General features: G+C 63.3%; 15 protein-coding genes. 11 read left to right on the top strand and 4 right to left on the bottom strand.

All coding sequences use genetic code 11. From position 1 onward, the window contains the following. The first annotated feature begins 120 nt into the window (after positions 1–120). Positions 121–1,191 (top strand): MucR family transcriptional regulator, encoded by a 1,071-nt coding sequence (locus HH800_RS08275; protein WP_159365870.1) that lies wholly within the window; start codon positions 121–123, stop codon positions 1,189–1,191. A 96-nt stretch (positions 1,192–1,287) separates the two neighbouring features. On the opposite strand, the gene HH800_RS08270 is transcribed toward HH800_RS08275, so the two are convergent. After that, a complete protein-coding gene (locus HH800_RS08270; RefSeq protein ID WP_159365869.1) occupies positions 1,288–5,583 on the bottom strand; it encodes a strawberry notch family protein in 4,296 nt (1,431 codons plus the stop codon). Between the two features lie 112 nt (positions 5,584–5,695). On the opposite strand from HH800_RS08270, the gene HH800_RS08265 reads away from it, so the two are divergent. Next, positions 5,696–6,361 carry a UPF0149 family protein gene (locus tag HH800_RS08265; protein WP_159365868.1) on the top strand — a complete coding sequence of 222 codons (666 nt, stop codon included), beginning with the start codon at positions 5,696–5,698 and terminating at the stop codon, positions 6,359–6,361. A 42-nt stretch (positions 6,362–6,403) separates the two neighbouring features. Here HH800_RS08265 and HH800_RS08260 read toward each other — a convergent pair whose 3' ends face one another. Beyond that, positions 6,404–8,434, bottom strand: a complete 2,031-nt coding sequence (locus tag HH800_RS08260; protein ID WP_159365867.1) for a ParB/RepB/Spo0J family partition protein — start codon at positions 8,432–8,434, stop codon at positions 6,404–6,406. 153 nt (positions 8,435–8,587) lie between these two features. Here HH800_RS08260 and HH800_RS08255 point away from each other — a divergent pair, with 153 nt between their 5' ends. Further along, positions 8,588–8,863, top strand: a complete 276-nt coding sequence (locus HH800_RS08255; RefSeq protein WP_159365866.1) for an HU family DNA-binding protein — start codon at positions 8,588–8,590, stop codon at positions 8,861–8,863. A 57-nt stretch (positions 8,864–8,920) separates the two neighbouring features. On the opposite strand, the gene HH800_RS08250 is transcribed toward HH800_RS08255, so the two are convergent. Beyond that, the gene (locus HH800_RS08250) at positions 8,921–9,799 is read right to left on the bottom strand and encodes a DUF7146 domain-containing protein (protein ID WP_169860749.1); all 879 of its coding nucleotides are present in this window, start codon (positions 9,797–9,799) and stop codon (positions 8,921–8,923) included. 442 nt (positions 9,800–10,241) lie between these two features. On the opposite strand from HH800_RS08250, the gene HH800_RS08245 reads away from it, so the two are divergent. Genes HH800_RS08245 through HH800_RS08230 form a run of 4 tightly spaced genes read left to right on the top strand, consistent with a single transcriptional unit; the run spans position 10,242 to position 12,260 of the window. Beyond that, the gene (locus HH800_RS08245) at positions 10,242–10,949 is read left to right on the top strand and encodes a LuxR C-terminal-related transcriptional regulator (RefSeq protein WP_169860748.1); all 708 of its coding nucleotides are present in this window, start codon (positions 10,242–10,244) and stop codon (positions 10,947–10,949) included. Further along, positions 10,850–11,194 (top strand): hypothetical protein, encoded by a 345-nt coding sequence (locus tag HH800_RS08240; protein WP_159365864.1) that lies wholly within the window; start codon positions 10,850–10,852, stop codon positions 11,192–11,194. The genes HH800_RS08245 and HH800_RS08240 overlap by 100 nt, the downstream gene beginning before the upstream one ends. Then, positions 11,191–11,685, top strand: a complete 495-nt coding sequence (locus tag HH800_RS08235) for a hypothetical protein (protein WP_234893137.1) — start codon at positions 11,191–11,193, stop codon at positions 11,683–11,685. The genes HH800_RS08240 and HH800_RS08235 overlap by 4 nt, the downstream gene beginning before the upstream one ends. Beyond that, a complete protein-coding gene (locus HH800_RS08230) occupies positions 11,628–12,260 on the top strand; it encodes a JAB domain-containing protein (protein ID WP_159365863.1) in 633 nt (210 codons plus the stop codon). Before HH800_RS08235 ends, HH800_RS08230 begins: the two co-directional genes overlap by 58 nt. 137 nt (positions 12,261–12,397) lie before the next feature. On the opposite strand, the gene HH800_RS08225 is transcribed toward HH800_RS08230, so the two are convergent. Continuing rightward, complete coding sequence (locus HH800_RS08225) at positions 12,398–12,676, bottom strand: hypothetical protein (protein ID WP_159365862.1); 279 nt, start codon at positions 12,674–12,676, stop codon at positions 12,398–12,400. Between the two features lie 173 nt (positions 12,677–12,849). On the opposite strand from HH800_RS08225, the gene HH800_RS08220 reads away from it, so the two are divergent. The 4 genes from HH800_RS08220 (at position 12,850) to HH800_RS08205 (ending at position 15,593) form a co-directional block, all read left to right on the top strand. Continuing rightward, the gene (locus HH800_RS08220) at positions 12,850–13,605 is read left to right on the top strand and encodes a helix-turn-helix transcriptional regulator (protein WP_159365861.1); all 756 of its coding nucleotides are present in this window, start codon (positions 12,850–12,852) and stop codon (positions 13,603–13,605) included. 87 nt (positions 13,606–13,692) lie between these two features. Beyond that, positions 13,693–14,319: an acyl-homoserine-lactone synthase gene (locus HH800_RS08215; protein WP_159365860.1), complete on the top strand. Its 627-nt coding sequence runs from the start codon at positions 13,693–13,695 to the stop codon at positions 14,317–14,319. A 12-nt stretch (positions 14,320–14,331) separates the two neighbouring features. Further along, positions 14,332–15,243, top strand: coding sequence for a phytanoyl-CoA dioxygenase family protein (locus HH800_RS08210; protein WP_159365859.1), 912 nt, complete (start codon positions 14,332–14,334; stop codon positions 15,241–15,243). A gap of 5 nt (positions 15,244–15,248) precedes the next feature. Continuing rightward, a complete protein-coding gene (locus HH800_RS08205; RefSeq protein ID WP_159365858.1) occupies positions 15,249–15,593 on the top strand; it encodes a MarR family transcriptional regulator in 345 nt (114 codons plus the stop codon). Positions 15,594–15,771: the final 178 nt, after the last annotated feature.

Genomic DNA, 15,771 nt, shown 5'->3' with positions numbered 1-15,771 from the left:
CTGACGGGCTTGTTTCACTGACGACTTGCATGAGGCGTGGGAACAGGCTTAGCTTTCCGGCAATTCTTTTTCGGCAAGAGCCAACTTCCCTATTGCCTTGCCTTAGCCTGGAGTTTTTGCGTGGCCGATACCGAGCAGCCCGATCTCACTGCAATGACCGTGCAGTTACTGAGCGCCTATTTCTCGAACAACCAGGTGCCGGCCGGCGACATCGCCGGGATCATCGAAGCGACACGCGGCGCCCTCGAAGGAAAGGCCGAAGCCGAAGCGCCCGCGCCGGTGGAGCATGTTCCTGCCGTATCGGTGCGCAAGAGCCTGGCCTCGCGCGAGCACATCATCAGCATGATCGACGGCAAGCCATACAAGACGCTGAAACGGCATCTGGCGACCAACGGGCTGACCCCGGCCGAGTATCGCGAGCGCTACAAGCTCCCGCGGGACTATCCGATGGTGGCTCCCGCCTATTCCGAGCACCGCCGTGCTGTCGCTGCTAAGCTGGGCCTGGGAAGAAAGGCTGGCGAAACGGCACAGAAGGAAGGGTCCGTCACCGAACAGGCCGTACAGGAGGCAGCGCCGACGCCGGCCCCGGTGAAGGAACAGAAGCCGAAACGTGCGCCCGGCAAGGCCAGCGCGGTAAAGCAGGGTGACGAGGCCCTTGGTGTTACATCCGGGCAAACGCCGGAATCAGCGCCTGCATCGGCGCCGGAAAAGCCCAAGCGCTCGCGCGCGAAAGGGGCTAACGCCAAGCCGACCATCGAGGCTCCCGTGATCGCCGTCGAGACGCCGGAAGCCGCACCCATGGCATCGGTCACACCGGCTGTCTCGGCTGCGGCCGCACCTGCGCCTGTGCCTGTGCCTGTGCCAGCACCCGCGCCCAGAAAGGCGAAGGGTGCAGCCACAAAGTCTGTCGCAAAGAAACCGGCGGCGAAGAAGGCATCCCCGAAAGCATCCAGCGGTGCGAAGAAGCCCGCCGCTGCCAAGGAAGCTGCCGCCCCGTCGACCACTCCGGAAACCCAGACTCCTGAAGCTGCGAAAATGGAATCGTCCACGCCTGCCCCCAAGAAGAAGAAGCTCGGGATCGTCACTGACGCTAAGTCCACCACATCGCCGAAAGCCAAGACTTCCAGCAAGCGTACGAATGCCGCCAAGAAAGATGCGGCCAAGGTTGATACACCGGCATCCGCAGAATGATTGGAGAGGGTGAAGTGCGATGCTGCCGCGCTTCACCCTTTCCTTCTGCAATATAGTGGGATCTGGAGCGGCATAGCTTCGCGCGGCAGCGGTGGATCAACTCCGATCCTCAATGATCCTCGTCAATATGTCGCACGCGCAATCGGGTGGCAGGAACAATCTGGTCCTGAAACTCAAGACCTCCGAGAATGCCCCACAGGACTTGAGCCAGGTGCGATCCTCCGGCCGGTAATCGCGGATTTCGAGGCGGGGACTATCGTTGACCTGGACCCGAACCAGCCTGGCTGGGCCCAGGCCCGGAATCGCTACGCCGCCGGCCATGCGCGCGCCGGCAATGATCTCGTCAGGCCCTAGAATCACGCCACCGGCAAGCCCGAATGCCTGTTCGAGCCGCTCGAGGGCGCCGGGATGGATGATACGCCCGAGAATGGACATGCCGGTGCCGTCGTCGATCCGCCATACGCGCACGTCATCGGCGGGTAGCCTCTTCCACACGGGCAGGAGCAGGCCCGTCGCCAGCGTGATCGTTTCGACCACAAGCCTTTCCCCAGCATCGCGGGCTTCCGCGTCCCAGAGCGCCTGGAAGCTATCACGCTCGATCTCCTCCCAGTGGCTGCCGGCAAGTGCCGCGACGTCCATTCGCGCCCGGCCACCAGGGCGTATGAGATAACAGCGTTCGATCCATTGGCCCTCGTCGTCCTGCCCCGGCCATGTCGGCACATAGAGCGCCACCCGACCCGAGCGCGTGTTGTGCAGCCACCGCACGTCGTCCGAACCGCGCAACTCGTACTGCAACGCGGCCCAACTGGTGACCGGCGGTCTTCGATGAAGTTCGAGCCGTAACAGCCTCGTTTCCGCGCCGGTCACCGGGTCGGCGCGCAGGAGCTGGTCGGACAGAACATGCACACGTTCGGCGCGGATCGTCTCGATCCCCAGATCAAGCGTCCCGGCGGCCCGCGCCGCCTCGACGCGATCCTCGACCAGTCCCAGGAATTCTTCGAAGATGCGGTTCTGCGTGGCGATGCGCAAGGCCAGGATGCGATTGAGCCAGCGGTGGATCGGCGGCAGGCGCTCCTTCAGTTCCCCGCCCTCGTCGCACAGTTCCAATCCGGTGATCTCCTGGAAATCGGCGAGCGTCACACTGCGCAGCTTGCCCTCATAAAGAAGATGGAACCACTGGACGAGCGCATCGCGCGCGAACTCGGATTCCAGACTGTCGGATGGATCGAAAAGATTCTGCGATCCGGCCTGACGCTGGCCCCGGGTCAGCGCGCCGAGCGCTTCGAGGCCCCGGATAATCGTGCTGAGGAACCGGCGCTCGCCGCGGCAATCGGTCGTGAGCGGGCGATAGACCGGCGGCGTCACCTGATTGGTGCGGTGGCTGCGACCGAAGCCCTGTACTGCCGAAAGGATGCGAAATCCCAGTTCGAGGAGAAAATGGGTCCGGCGACAATGCGCGGTCGGGCAGTTCCGATCCGAATGCATGGACCGGCCGGTGCTGCCCGCGAGAGAGAAGGCGGCGATCGATTTATTGCCGTTCTGAAAGGCCTGGACCTCGAGGACATTGGCGCGGGCGCCGCGCCTCTCGATCTTCTGCCGGCCCGTACTGTCGGTGACGATGCGCCGGGAACGGCCCGTGATCTCGGCGACCCGCTCCGTACCAAAATGTGCGATCAGCGCGTCGAGCGCGGTCGGAATGGCAGGCAGAGCGCACAGGTCCTCGATCAGTTCGTCGCGAGAAGCAATTGCCTGCCTGCAGAGCACGGGATTGCCTTGGGCGTCACTCATCGGTTCCGAGCGAACCGTGCCGTCATCGGCGCGAAAGACCCGCATCTGGCGCACCGGGAAGGCATTTTTCAGATAATCGACGAGGGTCTCCTTGGGAGAGACCTGGACATCCATCATCGCCCGTTCCTCCGGCGAGAGTTCGGACAGTCGCCGGTCCATGATGGCTTCGCCCGTGCTCGCCAGCTGCACCAGCACGGCATTACCCGCCGCCAGTTCCTGCTCGATGGCCGCGATGAGCGTCGGAATCTTCAGGCTCACGAGCAGGCTGGAGAAAAACCGCAACTTCGCCCCCTCGAAGGAGCTGAGCGCTGACCCGCGCGCCTGGCCGTTCTGGGTCTTGCCGGAAATCCTATCGACCACGCCGATCTCGGCGAGAACTTCTCGGAGGCCTCGATGGATGATCCCCCAACTGTCCGCGTAGGCATCGTATACCGAGATCTGGTCCGGCGTGAGCGCATGCTCCAGCGGTTCATACTCGACGCCGGCGAAGCTCAAGGCGCGCGCGGTGTAGAGACCCATCGCCTTGAGATCGCGGCAAACGACTTCGAGCGCGGCGATGCCGCCCTCTGCCATGGCCTTCATGAACATGTCGCGTGTGGCGAAGGCCGTACCGGCTCCCCATAGCCCGAGACGAACGGCATAGGCGAGGTTTTCCGGCCGCGCCGCGCCGGTCGCCGACATGTAGAGGATGCGGGCGCGTGGGAGCGCATTTTGCAGGCGGACGCCGGCGAGCCCCTGTTCCGAGCCGTGCGCCTTCCCGAAATCCGTCTCGGTCCCGGCTGCATGGGCCATGGCGTGGGATTCGTCGAAGACGATCACCCCAGAGAAATCCTTACCGGTCCAGTCCAGCAACTGCTGCAGGCGCGATGCCGTATCATGGCGGCTCGAGCGCAGCGCAGCGTAGGTCAGGAAGACGATGCCGCTTTCCATGGTGATCGGTGTGCCCAGCGCAAAGTTCGCGACCGGCTGGATATCGATGGCAAGGCCGCCAAGCGCTGTCCAGTCACGGCGCGCGTCCTCGATGAGATCGGCCAGCGAAATCCAGATCGCGCGGCGATTGCCGCGGTTCCATTGATCGAGAATGATGCCTGCTGCCTCGCGCCCTTTCCCGACGCCGGTCCCATCGGCAACGAAGAAGCCGGTCCGGTAGGCGCTGCCCTCCTCGTCCTCGAGCAGGCGATCACCGGCCAGATTGGCCGAGAAGCGCCCGGGAAGATCGCGTTCGTGCGCTTCGCCTGCATGGATGATGGTCTCAAGCTGCGCGTCGGAGAGCGCCTTGAAGGCACGCTTCTGGAGACGGGGGTGGTAGCGAGGGGCCGGAAGCGAGACGGATGCCATCGCGATGGATTCGACGAGTTCGTCCGGATGCGCGCAGGCGTCGTCGATCACAAGCCGAGCGGGTTGCCACAGGGAATAGATGCCGATCGCCTGTCCCGGTGCGAGCGGCGTCTCCCGTACGCTGTAAGATACCGGTTCGGGCGGTTCGCTCGCGGGAATGCGGACTGGCGGCGCTATTTTCCGTGAAGGCCGCGTTATCAGGGGAGCAGTCAGCGGTGGCTTGGGTTCGGGCGCGGGACAGGGCTTGGCCACCGGTGCGGGCGCCGGGGGTGGATCGAAAGGATCAAGCCGGGAGGGAAGAGCCAGCACGATATCGAGAGCAGCCTCGATCGTGTCCGCGACATGACGCTGGGCTTCTCCTGTCCATCCCTTGTCGTAAACGAAGAGACGGACATCGATACTGGTCCCATGCTTGGCATAGGGGTTACCGCGGATGGTGATCTCGGCGCGCGGCGGCGCCATCTCGGCAACGGCAGTGTAGCCGAGCGAGGCGGTGCCATCCGCCGCGAAGTTCGGCGGCATGATCGCCACGCAGCGGCCGCCGGGGGCGAGGCGGCCCAGCGCGGCGCGCGGATGGCGGGCGCCGGCGTGGCGATCGACACCGCGCCCGGCACTGCGGCTGAAGGGTGGGTTGATCAGCACCAGCGTCGGCCTCGGAGCGCTCGCGAGCAGATCGCCGATATGTTCGCCGTCATGGCGAGTAACGGTTCGATCGAAGATCCGGCCGAGCAGGTCGGCCCGTTTCGGATCTAATTCATTGAGTTGCAGGCACGCACCCGCTCGCCATGCATGGACCGCGAGCATCCCCGTGCCCGCCGACGGCTCGAGCACGAGGTCATCCTGCCGGATCTGCCCGGCAAGGCCTGCGAGCCAGGCGAGGCTCAGCGGCGTGCTGAACTGCTGAAATTCAATTTGTCGCTCGGAACGATAGGTCTGGGTCGGGAGCGCATGTTCGAATCCCCGCAGTGCCGTGAATATCTGCCGTGGCTCTCCCTGAAGAAGCGGGCAATCGGCGTCCTGGAGCAGCATCACCTGCGCGGCTTCGAGTGCATCGTAGGCATCGCGCATGGTCCAGGCGCCATCGGCGTCGTCGGCCCCGAATGCCTCCAGCATGAAGCGCTTGAGAGCCTGTCGTGTAATCTGCGCGCCGCGGCGCATGTGCTGGGCGAGCGATATGGCGACGCAATGCAAGGATGCTGGTGCATCCATGGTGGCGAAGGCGAGTTGGGACATATGCTTGGACACCTCGGCAGACAACGGGATCATTCATCGCTCCCTTCCCCCCCTCCGCTCCTTGCGCGCTGGTCCCGGTGCGGATGCCAAGAATTGGAGATGTCCCGAACGATGACGAGCGGGCGAAGGCGGGCTAGAAAGGGAAATGGCTTTCTCGTTCGACTATCTCGATGAACTCGATCAGCTGCTGCTCGCGCAGGGCGACGACTGCATGCTGCTCACCCAGCTCGACGGCTTCCTCACCGGCGTCATCGTCAGCCCGGACCTGATCGTGCCCAGCCAATGGCTTAAGACGGTCTGGGCGGGAGACGACGGCGAGGGCATTCCCACTTTCGTCGATGCCGGCGGCATGCAGCATTTCATCGATCTGGTGATGCATCGCTACCATGAGATCCTCGCATCGCTGGCACAGCCCGGCACGTTCGAGCCGGTGCTGGAAATCGACACCCGGACCGACGAGACGCTGTGGGAGATGTGGATCGAGGGGTTCGGGCAGGCGATGGACATCTCGCCGGCCGGATGGCTACGGGTTCTGGCCGACGATGACGCCGGATGCCGGGCGGCGATCGAGGGCATCCGGACATTGCGCGCCTTTGCCGACGGGACGCGGAAGCTCACGCGCGCCGAGGAGGATCGCTGGGATACCGAGGCGCCCGACCTGATCCCGATCTGGGTGGAGATGCTGCATCAGTGGCGGCTGGAGAATGATCCACACCGGCCTTCCAGCATCAAACGCCAGAAGATTGGCCGAAACGACCCCTGCCCCTGTGGATCGGGGCGCAAATACAAGAAGTGCTGTGGCCTGAACTGAGGGGACGAGGCGGGACCGGGACAGGCCCGGTCCCCACGATCTTCACGCAGCGTGCGGCAGAGTTTCGTCGGTTGCATTATCGGATCCGTCGACCGACCGGACGGGCATGTCCGCATCGGCATTCGCCGCTTTAGCATCGGCATCGGCTTCCCCTTCGGAAGGGCCAAATCGCATCTGCTCGGGCAGCCAGGCGAGTGCCCGTTCCTGGATCTCGGGCTCGATGACCACGTCTCCGCCAAAGAGCCGCTCGGCCGATGCGGCAAGGTCGTGCTTCTTCGAACCCGAATAGCGCACGCGCAATTCCTCGCCGCCGATCCCCTCGAAGAGAGCGAGGATGCCGGGCCTGGTCAGCTTGTCGAAGAAGGTCAGTGCGGTGGGGCGCCACCAGGCGGCGACGTCGATGCCGAGCTTGCGACCGAGATGGTTGAGGAAGTCGGTGCCCTCGCGCCCATCGGGAACGGCATGGAGCGTGCGCGCGATCGCCCAGCCCAGCCAGGCCGCCCGCGCTTCATCGCCAAGCGCGCAGAAGGCATCGTAACGCTCCTCAAGCCCCGAGTAGCCGGTCCAGCTGCGATCGAGCGCCTCTTCGAACCTGCGCCATTCTGCCGCAGCCGGGGTCTCGGGCTTGAAATCGGCAAGCAACGGTTGGGGCGCCGTGGCATATAGATCGCACGGCACGATGCAGGGCATATGCCGGCATTCCCGCTCGACCATGAGGAAGGTACCGAGATCGAGCGCGAATGCCGGGTCGCTGGCGACATGGACGGCGAGGAGCTCGGTCTTCATCATCGCCAGCATCTCCCGCAGGCGCTGGCTCATGGCGGGCGCGGTATCGATCGCCGCACCGGAGCCGCTGAGCCCGTCGGCAGGTTCGGCGTCTTCGTCATCGCTCTCGTCGGCACCCGTGTCGGCAGTGGGTGCGAGGTAGAGCTGATGATGGATCTGCGGGGTTCCATCGGGTTTCAACACGACATAGCCGAGCGCGGAGGCTTTCTGCTCGGCGTCGAGCACGGGTTCACGTTCGGTGATCGCACCCAGTTCAGCCTGGAGGTCGGCATAGCGCTGCGCCTCATCGCCTTCGGGCTCACAGGTTTCATCTCCCGCGCGAAGGTCGATCCCGGCGATTTCCGCTTCGATCTCCTGTTTACGTGCTTCCTGGTCTTCGGTGAGGGGCTCGATGCTTCCGCTCAGCGGTTGCAGCGCGAAGGTCGCCATATAGGGAACGTGCTCGGCGGCAACCACCCGCACCTCGCCCAGCCCTTCACGCTGACGGATCACCTCAGCCTGCGCGGCGAGCTTTTCTGCGGCGAGGTCATCGAGAATATGGGTATCGATCCAGCGCTCATCGGTAGCGGTCGAAAACAGATCCTGGTCTTCGACCCGCCCACCGGCGGCGATATAGGCGTCGCGTCCGACCAGCAGCGCCCTGGGATCATCGGCGCGGTAGCTGTAGGTCTTGAGCGCGCGCCGGATCTCGTTGACGTTATCGCGCGAATAGCCGGTCCGCAGCGATTCCCACACCGCCATCTGCCGGCCCGTATCTGCGGTCGTGGCATAGGCCTTGGCAACGTCGAGCGTGATCTCGTCGCCCTCGAGCGCGGCGAAGATCGGATCGGCGAGATTAGCCAGGCGCAGGCGGCCGAGCACGAAGCGTTCCTCGATGCCGAAGCGCCGGGCGATGTCCGCGGGGTTCAGCTTTTCGACCTCGATAAGGTCGCGGAAAGCGAGGCAATCTTCGGCGGGAGAAAGCGGCGCCCGTTCAAAATTCTCGACGAGGCTGACCTCGCGACCGTCCTTCGTATTGGAAAGGACCAGGACAGGCACTTCATGATCGGGCCGCAGTCGGCCCTTCTCGATCAGGCGGTGGATCGCGTCGAGGCGCCGGCCACCGGCGGTGATGCGGTAATGCCCCTTCTTTCGGGACACCGGCACGCCGACGAGGTTCTGAAGGAGGCCGTGCGCGGCGATGCTGGCTTCGAGCTCGGCATCGGCGCGCGGATCGGTCCGCTTGCGCACGTTGATGGGCGACTTGGCGAGATGGCTCGCGGGGATGAGAAGGGCTGGTTTGATCATAGGATAACTCCTGGAGCAGAGACGGCCCGCACAATCAGGCCGCGCGCGCTGCCCCCTTCCCCCTCTCCTTTCCGGTCGCGCCTTTTTGGGTCGTGACCATGGGCTACTGCGCGACTAAGGAAACGAGCTTCGCCATTTTCCAGGAGACTCTTCATGAACAATTCCGAACTCGCAGAAGCGCTGGCGGCGGCGCTCGGCCTCACGAAAGCCGATGCACGCCAGGCCGTCGACAGCATCTTCGATCTGATCACCGATGCCGCCGCGAAGGGCGAGGAGATTTCGCTGAACGGCTTCGGCAAGTTCAAGGTCAAGGATTCCCCGGCGCGCGAGGGCCGCAATCCGGCGACCGGCGAGACCATCGCGATCAAGGCCTCGAAGAAGCTGAGCTTCGCCCCGGCCAAGGCGGTGAAGGATCGCCTCAACGGCTGATGGGTTCGCTGCCCCGCGTCTCGTGACGCGGGGCAGCCTCCTCTCGTTGGCATCCCCTCAGGCCGCGCGCAGCCGGGCGGCGAGCACATCGGCCCAGTCGTTATACCCTGCAGGCGGCCAGGCGCTGCGAATCTCCAGGTCAGGCCGGGCATAGGCTTCCAAAGCGCGCTGGTGCGCGGACCACCCGGGCCCATCCCTGTCGAACAGGAGTACGAGTCGTTCGAGACTGTCGGGCAGGAGAATATGCCCGGCGCGCTCGGCGCCGAGCGTGGCCCAGACCGGAAGCCGGTGCAGCCGCATGGCAGCAAGCGCGGTCTCGATCCCTTCGGCGAGACCCAGAATGTCGTTTGCGGGGGCCAGCTGGACCGCGCCGCGACCGGGTCGTCCCAGCATCATGCGAGCATCGGTCAGGTCGTTCGCGAGAGTGAATGACACCGGATCGAGGAAGGACCGATGGACAGCGACGATCCGGTGCCTCTCGCGCACCGCGGCGATGAGCGCCGGGCGGAATACCACGTCGCGACCGCGTCCGAGCGGTGTGCGCGCGTTAAAGCGCAGGTCATGCCACGGCGGCTGGAGCAGGCGCCCGGACAGATAGGTGTCGGCGGGCGTCCCGATGAGTGGAGCAGATGCATCCCAGAGGCGCAAGGCTGGCCCCGGTCGCGGTGCGGTCTGGTTCGAGCGCGATAATGGAACATCGGGAGCCGGGCGGGGAAGAGGCAGATGCAGCCGTCGGATCGCATGGAGGACGGCGATCGTGTCACAGCCCGCAAAGCATTTGAACAGCAGGGCGCGGCGGCCGACGCGGATGGACAGGCTCGGATCGTGATCGTTATGGGCAGGACACAGGCAGAGCCCCTGCCCATTCGTCCATCTGCCGCTAAGCCGTCGGCACAACCGTTCACCCTCGATCTCGAGGTCAGGTGCTGGGGCCATGGTGCTCGCTCCCTACATGGGCGGGGGATATGCGGATGTCGGCAACGGGCGATATCCAGTGGGAGCTTCGCACGACGATACCTCGTTTCGTTCGCCATTCGCCCTCCCCCTCCCTTTCGCCGCATCCCGCTCGCGCCCGACTCGGATTGGCGTCGGGGTGAAAAAGCGAGTCGTCGCCGGTACGAACCGGGTTAATAGATTTTAACCGTCTACCGTTGCCTTAAGGCTACATATCGTTGATTCCCTTGACCAATCGCCTGTTTGACCTGTCACCAGGCGGATCGGAGAGGTATAGTCTGAAGCGGCATGTGATCGAATTCGACACCGTTACCGGCAGGCATAGCCGGAAGATCGGATACGACGCGCAGCAGGAAAGGTGCGACTTCATATTGCCCGAGGAGGGCGACGGGAAATGCCCTTGGTTACAGACCATTCGGACAAGATGAAGCTTCTCAGCCGGCGGCATGGCGACTGTCTGCGCGAGGCGGCAAAGAGCTATTCCGCCAAGGAAATCGGCCTGATTTTGGGTCTGTCGCCCAGCACCGTGAACAATCTCATATTCGAGGCGCGCCAGATATTGGGCGGGGTTTCCCGCAGGGTCGCAGCCCAGATGTTCGTGGCCTGGGAGGCACAAAATGCCCCATCAGAATTCCAACATTTTTTGCCCCCTCATTTATTGCCCCTAGGCGAGAACCGCGATTCCTGCCCTGATGTGGGTGTTGACGAACCTACGGACACACAGACGCAAGTAGCACAGGCAGTCGACAGCTTCGCGGAGGAACAACGGCCTTTGGCCAATGGAAACCGCGCTCGCTCGTTACGCGCCCTGCGTGATCTGGCTCCCGTCCGTACAGCAGGGAGGCAAGACAATGACCTGACCGGATCTTATACGCTGATCATCTTTGTGTTCCTGATGGCGGCGTTGCTCGTCATCATAGGTTCCGCAGTGTCGCTGCTCTCGGCGCTCAACACTCTCGTGAGCCAGTACGGCAGCATCTATCCCAAAAACCATATTCTTGAACCTGTCCGTGAGGATGGGAAGGAGCAACCATGCGCGCTCAACGCCAGACCATCGCCCGAAACGTCGCTGAACGTCTCTTCGCCGCTGAAGCGGCCCTCGATATCGCTGCCGCCCGGATTGCCGAACTGAATGCGGCCCTCCCCCTGGCTCGCCTGGATGCCCGTCTATCGGCGGCCATCGGCCAGGACGCCTTTGCCAGTTCCGCCTCAGCCATGGTGCTTATGGCCGAAACGCGCGAAAGGATCGTCGCGACCCACGCCAATCTCAAACGGGCCAGCGACGACATGGGCCTGACCGAGGTGAGCTATGGCGACCTGCTCAAGGTCAGGGGCGCTATCTCGGAGCCCGCCAGCCAGCACCTGCGGGCGGTATGATCGCCCGCGTCGTGTTTGACGAGCTTTCACAAATCATGTTGCCATGGGTCATGACGAGACAAATCCTGTTCTCCGCTCTACTGGTCGTCAGCAGCGGCTATGCATTCGTGAAAGGGGGCCGTCCCGAGCAGATCGGGGCGGCAACCCTCCTTGGAGGCGCGGGTCTCAGCGTTCTGGCTGCATCGCCCGCCATTCACCGCTTTGAGCACGTCGAGACAGGTATTCTTCTGACCGACCTGGCTATCCTGGGAATATTCCTATGGCTATCCCTTCGGAGCAATCGCTTCTGGCCGATGTGGGTCGCAGCCATGTTGGCGGACGAGGTCATCGTCCATGTCATGCTGCAGACTGTGCCTAATGTCGTGCCGCGCGCTTACATGCATGCGATAGCGGTATGGAGCTGGCTGGCGCAGATCGTCCTGATCGCCGCGACATGGCGTCATCAGGACCGGCTGAAGCGCCGGGGTGCCGACGCGCCCTGGAAGAGCTGATCGGGCTCACCCGGCCCGACCGGGCCCGCGAACTGGCCGATCGTCTCTTCACCCGGTTCGGGTCACTGGGTGGTGCGCTGGCGGCCTGTCCGGCTGAGCGGATCGAGCTGCTCGACCACGCCATGGATGTCGAGCGAACATTCCGCTGCTTCCAGCGCGTCGTGGAGCAGGTGCTGCGGGCACCTTTGGCCGAGCGACCGATATTGTCGAGTGATCGGACCGTCCACGCCTATCTGCGCGGCAAAATAGCCTATGAGCGGGCGGAGCATTTTTGCGTGCTGTTCCTCAACGCGAACAACGAACTGATCGCCGACGAGATCATGGGCGTCGGGTCGGTTTCCGGTGTCCAGGTCTGGCCACGTGAGATACTCAAGCGGTGCCTTGAACTGGATGCCACGGCTATCCTGCTCGCACATAATCATCCCTCAGGGTCGCCCGTACCGTCGCGAGCCGATCGGGATGTTACGGAGAAGATCGCGGACGCGGCCCGGTGCTTCGGTATCGTCGTGCACGATCATCTCGTTGTCGCGCGCCGGGGGATCGTGAGCTTTCGCAAGGCGGGGTGGCTGAAATGATGCTCATCTCTCCAATCCACTGCGCGCTCTACGGGCCGGGGGCTGGACAATCCACAATCACGGGCTTCGTTGCGCGATACGCTGGTCCGGCGGATTGGCTGAGCCTTGCTCCAGAACCCGGAAAGCAGATGGACATATCAATGCACATCCGCTTCGAAGTGTTCGACAATACGAAGAAGCGCGTCCCGGACCTCTTCGGCGTCGATGCCGAGTGTCTCGGCAATGACCGGGACAGGCTGTTTCTGGCGGAAAAACAGGTCGACGGCCTCGGCGACATAGGGCGGCTCTTCGCGCAGTATCGCTTCAAGCTTGCGGGTATGGCGCACAAGCTGCCGCTTGCGTTGCCAACGGGCATGCGCACCACGCGCACGACGAAGAAGTTCGCGAAACGCGGTCAGGATTTTTTGTGTGGGCATGGCGGGCTCCACGCTGAGAATGAGGAAAACTACAGATCATCTGTCTTCCTCCTCCCGCTCCACTTCGCGAGACGCCGAAAATATTACGTTCGCCCTCAAACATAACGCCGAACATGGCGCGACCAATGGATGCCTGAAAGGAAATTTCCGAACATGAATTAAGGAGGCATACGATGTTCGACAGGGACGACTACAAGCAGATAGTCAGTATTCTGGGGGAGACGTCAGACGATAACCGGGTCTATGAAGCCCTTGAACGCCTGACATTCGTTTTGGGATTCGACCGATTCGCGATCAGCCATCATGTCGATCTGCTGCACCCGCCGGTCGGCGCTTATGGCCTCACCAATTACGACAGCGACTGGCTGAATGAGATCATCACCGGGCAATATTTCCTCGACGACCCGGTCCAGATCTCGTGCGACGGGCGAAACACCGGCTTCCTCTGGCCCAACCCCCGGATGCTGGAAACGCTCACGCCGCGTCAGCGCTACATCTTCGAACAGGGTGCGAAGCGGAACCTGCGCGGCGGTTATACGGTACCGATGCACCTCCCGGGCGAATATGCCGGAAGCTGCACGTTCGCCACGTCCCGGCTCGACACAGTGCCATCCGAGGCGATGCCTGCCGCCTTCTTCGCGGTGTCCTTTGCCTTTGAAGCGATGCGGCGCGTCGTAAGGCTCCGGGCAGGTCTTGAACTCCCCGCGCCGCCCAAGCTCAAACCCCGAGAGCGGGAAGTGTTGATCCTGCTCGGGCGCGGCAAGACCTATGGCGAGATCGCCGACATCCTGCATCTCTCGGAACATACGACGCATGAATATGCCAAGCGGATCATGCGGGCCTATGGGAATATCCAGCGCAACAACCTCATCGCCCGCGCCCTGTTCGACGGCATCGTCACGTACCCCGAGTTGTTGTCGATGCACTGATCAAGTCCCAGTTCCGGGTACAGACTCGCGGTGTCCCTCACACCGATGATGCTCTCTGCCGATTCCGGCCAGACAGGGAGCATCACCATGATCCGGATTTTCGAAGGACACGAACCACCGGGCGCCAACCCGGTTCTCGACGCCATGCATCATGCGCGCAAGCGGGTGTTCGTGGACCTGCTAGGCTGGGACGTCCCGGTGGTCGCCGAAGCGTTCGAAATCGACCAGTTCGATGATGACCACGCGATCTACATCGTCGCCAGCGACGACGGCGGCGCCCATCAGGGATCCATCCGCTTGTTGCACACCAACCGTCCGCATGTGCTGGGGACGATCTTTCCTTCGCTATGCGACGCAAGCGTGCCCGTTGGCCCGCAAATCTTCGAACTGAGCCGGCTATGCCTTTCGCGCGGCCTGCGGGCCGCCAGGAGGCTGGAAGTCCGCAACGCGCTCGCGACAGCCGTGGTTCAGTTCGCCCTCCAGCGCGGCATTGCAGGGTATAGCTGCGTTGCCGATTCCAGCTGGCTCAGCCAGATCCTCTCGCTGGGCTGGACGGTTCGGCCACTGGGTATACCGCAGATGATCTCGGGTCTGCCGACCGGCGCCCTCCTCATCGAAATCGATGCCGACACGCCTGACAAGCTGCGGGCGGCCGGAACCCACGTTCCGATGCGCATCCTTCCCACCGCCGCGATCGATCGCGAAGCCGCCTGAAGGGAGATAGTCATGACCCTCATTGCTATCGACAGCCTGCAGCAGGACATCGCGCACTATGGCGATCAGCTCGACCGGGACGGCTACTGCATCGTCCGCGGTGCCGCGCCGCGGCTTCTGGTCGAAAAGCTGGGCGATGATCTGCGGGCCGGTTTCGAAACCACACCGCTCTCGCAGGGGCCCTTCTACGGCGAGACGACGCGGCGATTTCATGGGCTTCTGCACCGTTCGCCGCGCACTGCCGGTTTCGTTCTCGATCCCCTGATCCATGGCGTTGCCGAGCGAATTCTCCGGCCCTGGTGCGATACGATCCAGCTCAACCTCACCCAGGCGATCGAGATCGAACCGGGCGGTCTCGCCCAGCCGCCACACCGGGACCAGGACATGTGGCCCATCCATGCGCCCGGCGTCGAATATCTTCTCAACGTCATGTGGCCGTTTTCCGCTTACACGGCCGAGAATGGCGCAACGCTGGTATGGCCTGGCAGTCACCGGCGCCAGGACGAAATATTCATCGGCATGGAGGAGGCGGTTCCTGCAGAAATGGAGCCGGGTGATGCCCTGCTGTTCCTCGGATCCACCCTACATGCAGGCGGGGCCAACGTGACTGCGATGCCGCGGCGTGGGATGATCATCAGTTACAGCCTCGGATGGCTCAAGCCTTATGAGTTGCCGTGGCTTGCCTATCCGCCACATGTTGCCCGGACACTGCCGCGCGATGTGATGGGCCTTGCGGGCTACCGCGCCCATCGGCCCAACCTCGGCACTTACGAGGGCCGCTGCCCCTCGCTACTGCTGGATGAAGCGGAGAACGGCCCAGTCGGCGCAATCGACATGCTACGCCCGGATCAGGAGGCGCTGATCGCCAATTATCGGTCGGGGCTCATGCCGGTCGACGATCCGCTCCGGGCCAGGGCTGGGTAAGCGCCATGGATCAGCGACAGCGCATCTGCGAAGCGCTCAAGCAGCAGCACCGCCTGGCTGAGCTCAAGCTCGGGCTCGAAAGGCGGCAATGGCCCGAATGGCTCATGGTGATCGATCTCTATCGCGCGAGGGAGCAGGGAATGAGGGAGGGGTTCAAGGCACTCGCCGCGACATCCGGGCTTTCAACCGCGACGGCCTTCCGCCGCACGGTGGAGATGATCGATGCGGGCATGTTGGACCGTAAGGCCGATCCAGACGACCGGAGGCGAAGCCTTGTTTCGCTATCGGACAGGACCCGGTGCCGGATGGATCACATTATGGATGAGCTGGGAGATATTTTGAAAAACTGACGAGCTTCCCGACACCGCATTCACGGCAGGATCAGTGAGAGCTCCACTGATTATCGTGTGTTCTCCTGGCATTCATTCCCACCGTTCTGCACTGCCGTATACCGACGCACATCGCTTGCTGAGGTCCGCTGCGCATGAACGTGCGAACGTGTGATCCTCGTTCACGGATAGATCGCCA

This window comes from Sphingobium yanoikuyae (assembly GCF_013001025.1).
In the GTDB taxonomy this organism is placed as follows: Bacteria; Pseudomonadota; Alphaproteobacteria; order Sphingomonadales; family Sphingomonadaceae; genus Sphingobium; species Sphingobium yanoikuyae_A.
This window is presented reverse-complemented; position numbering and strand designations above follow the sequence as displayed.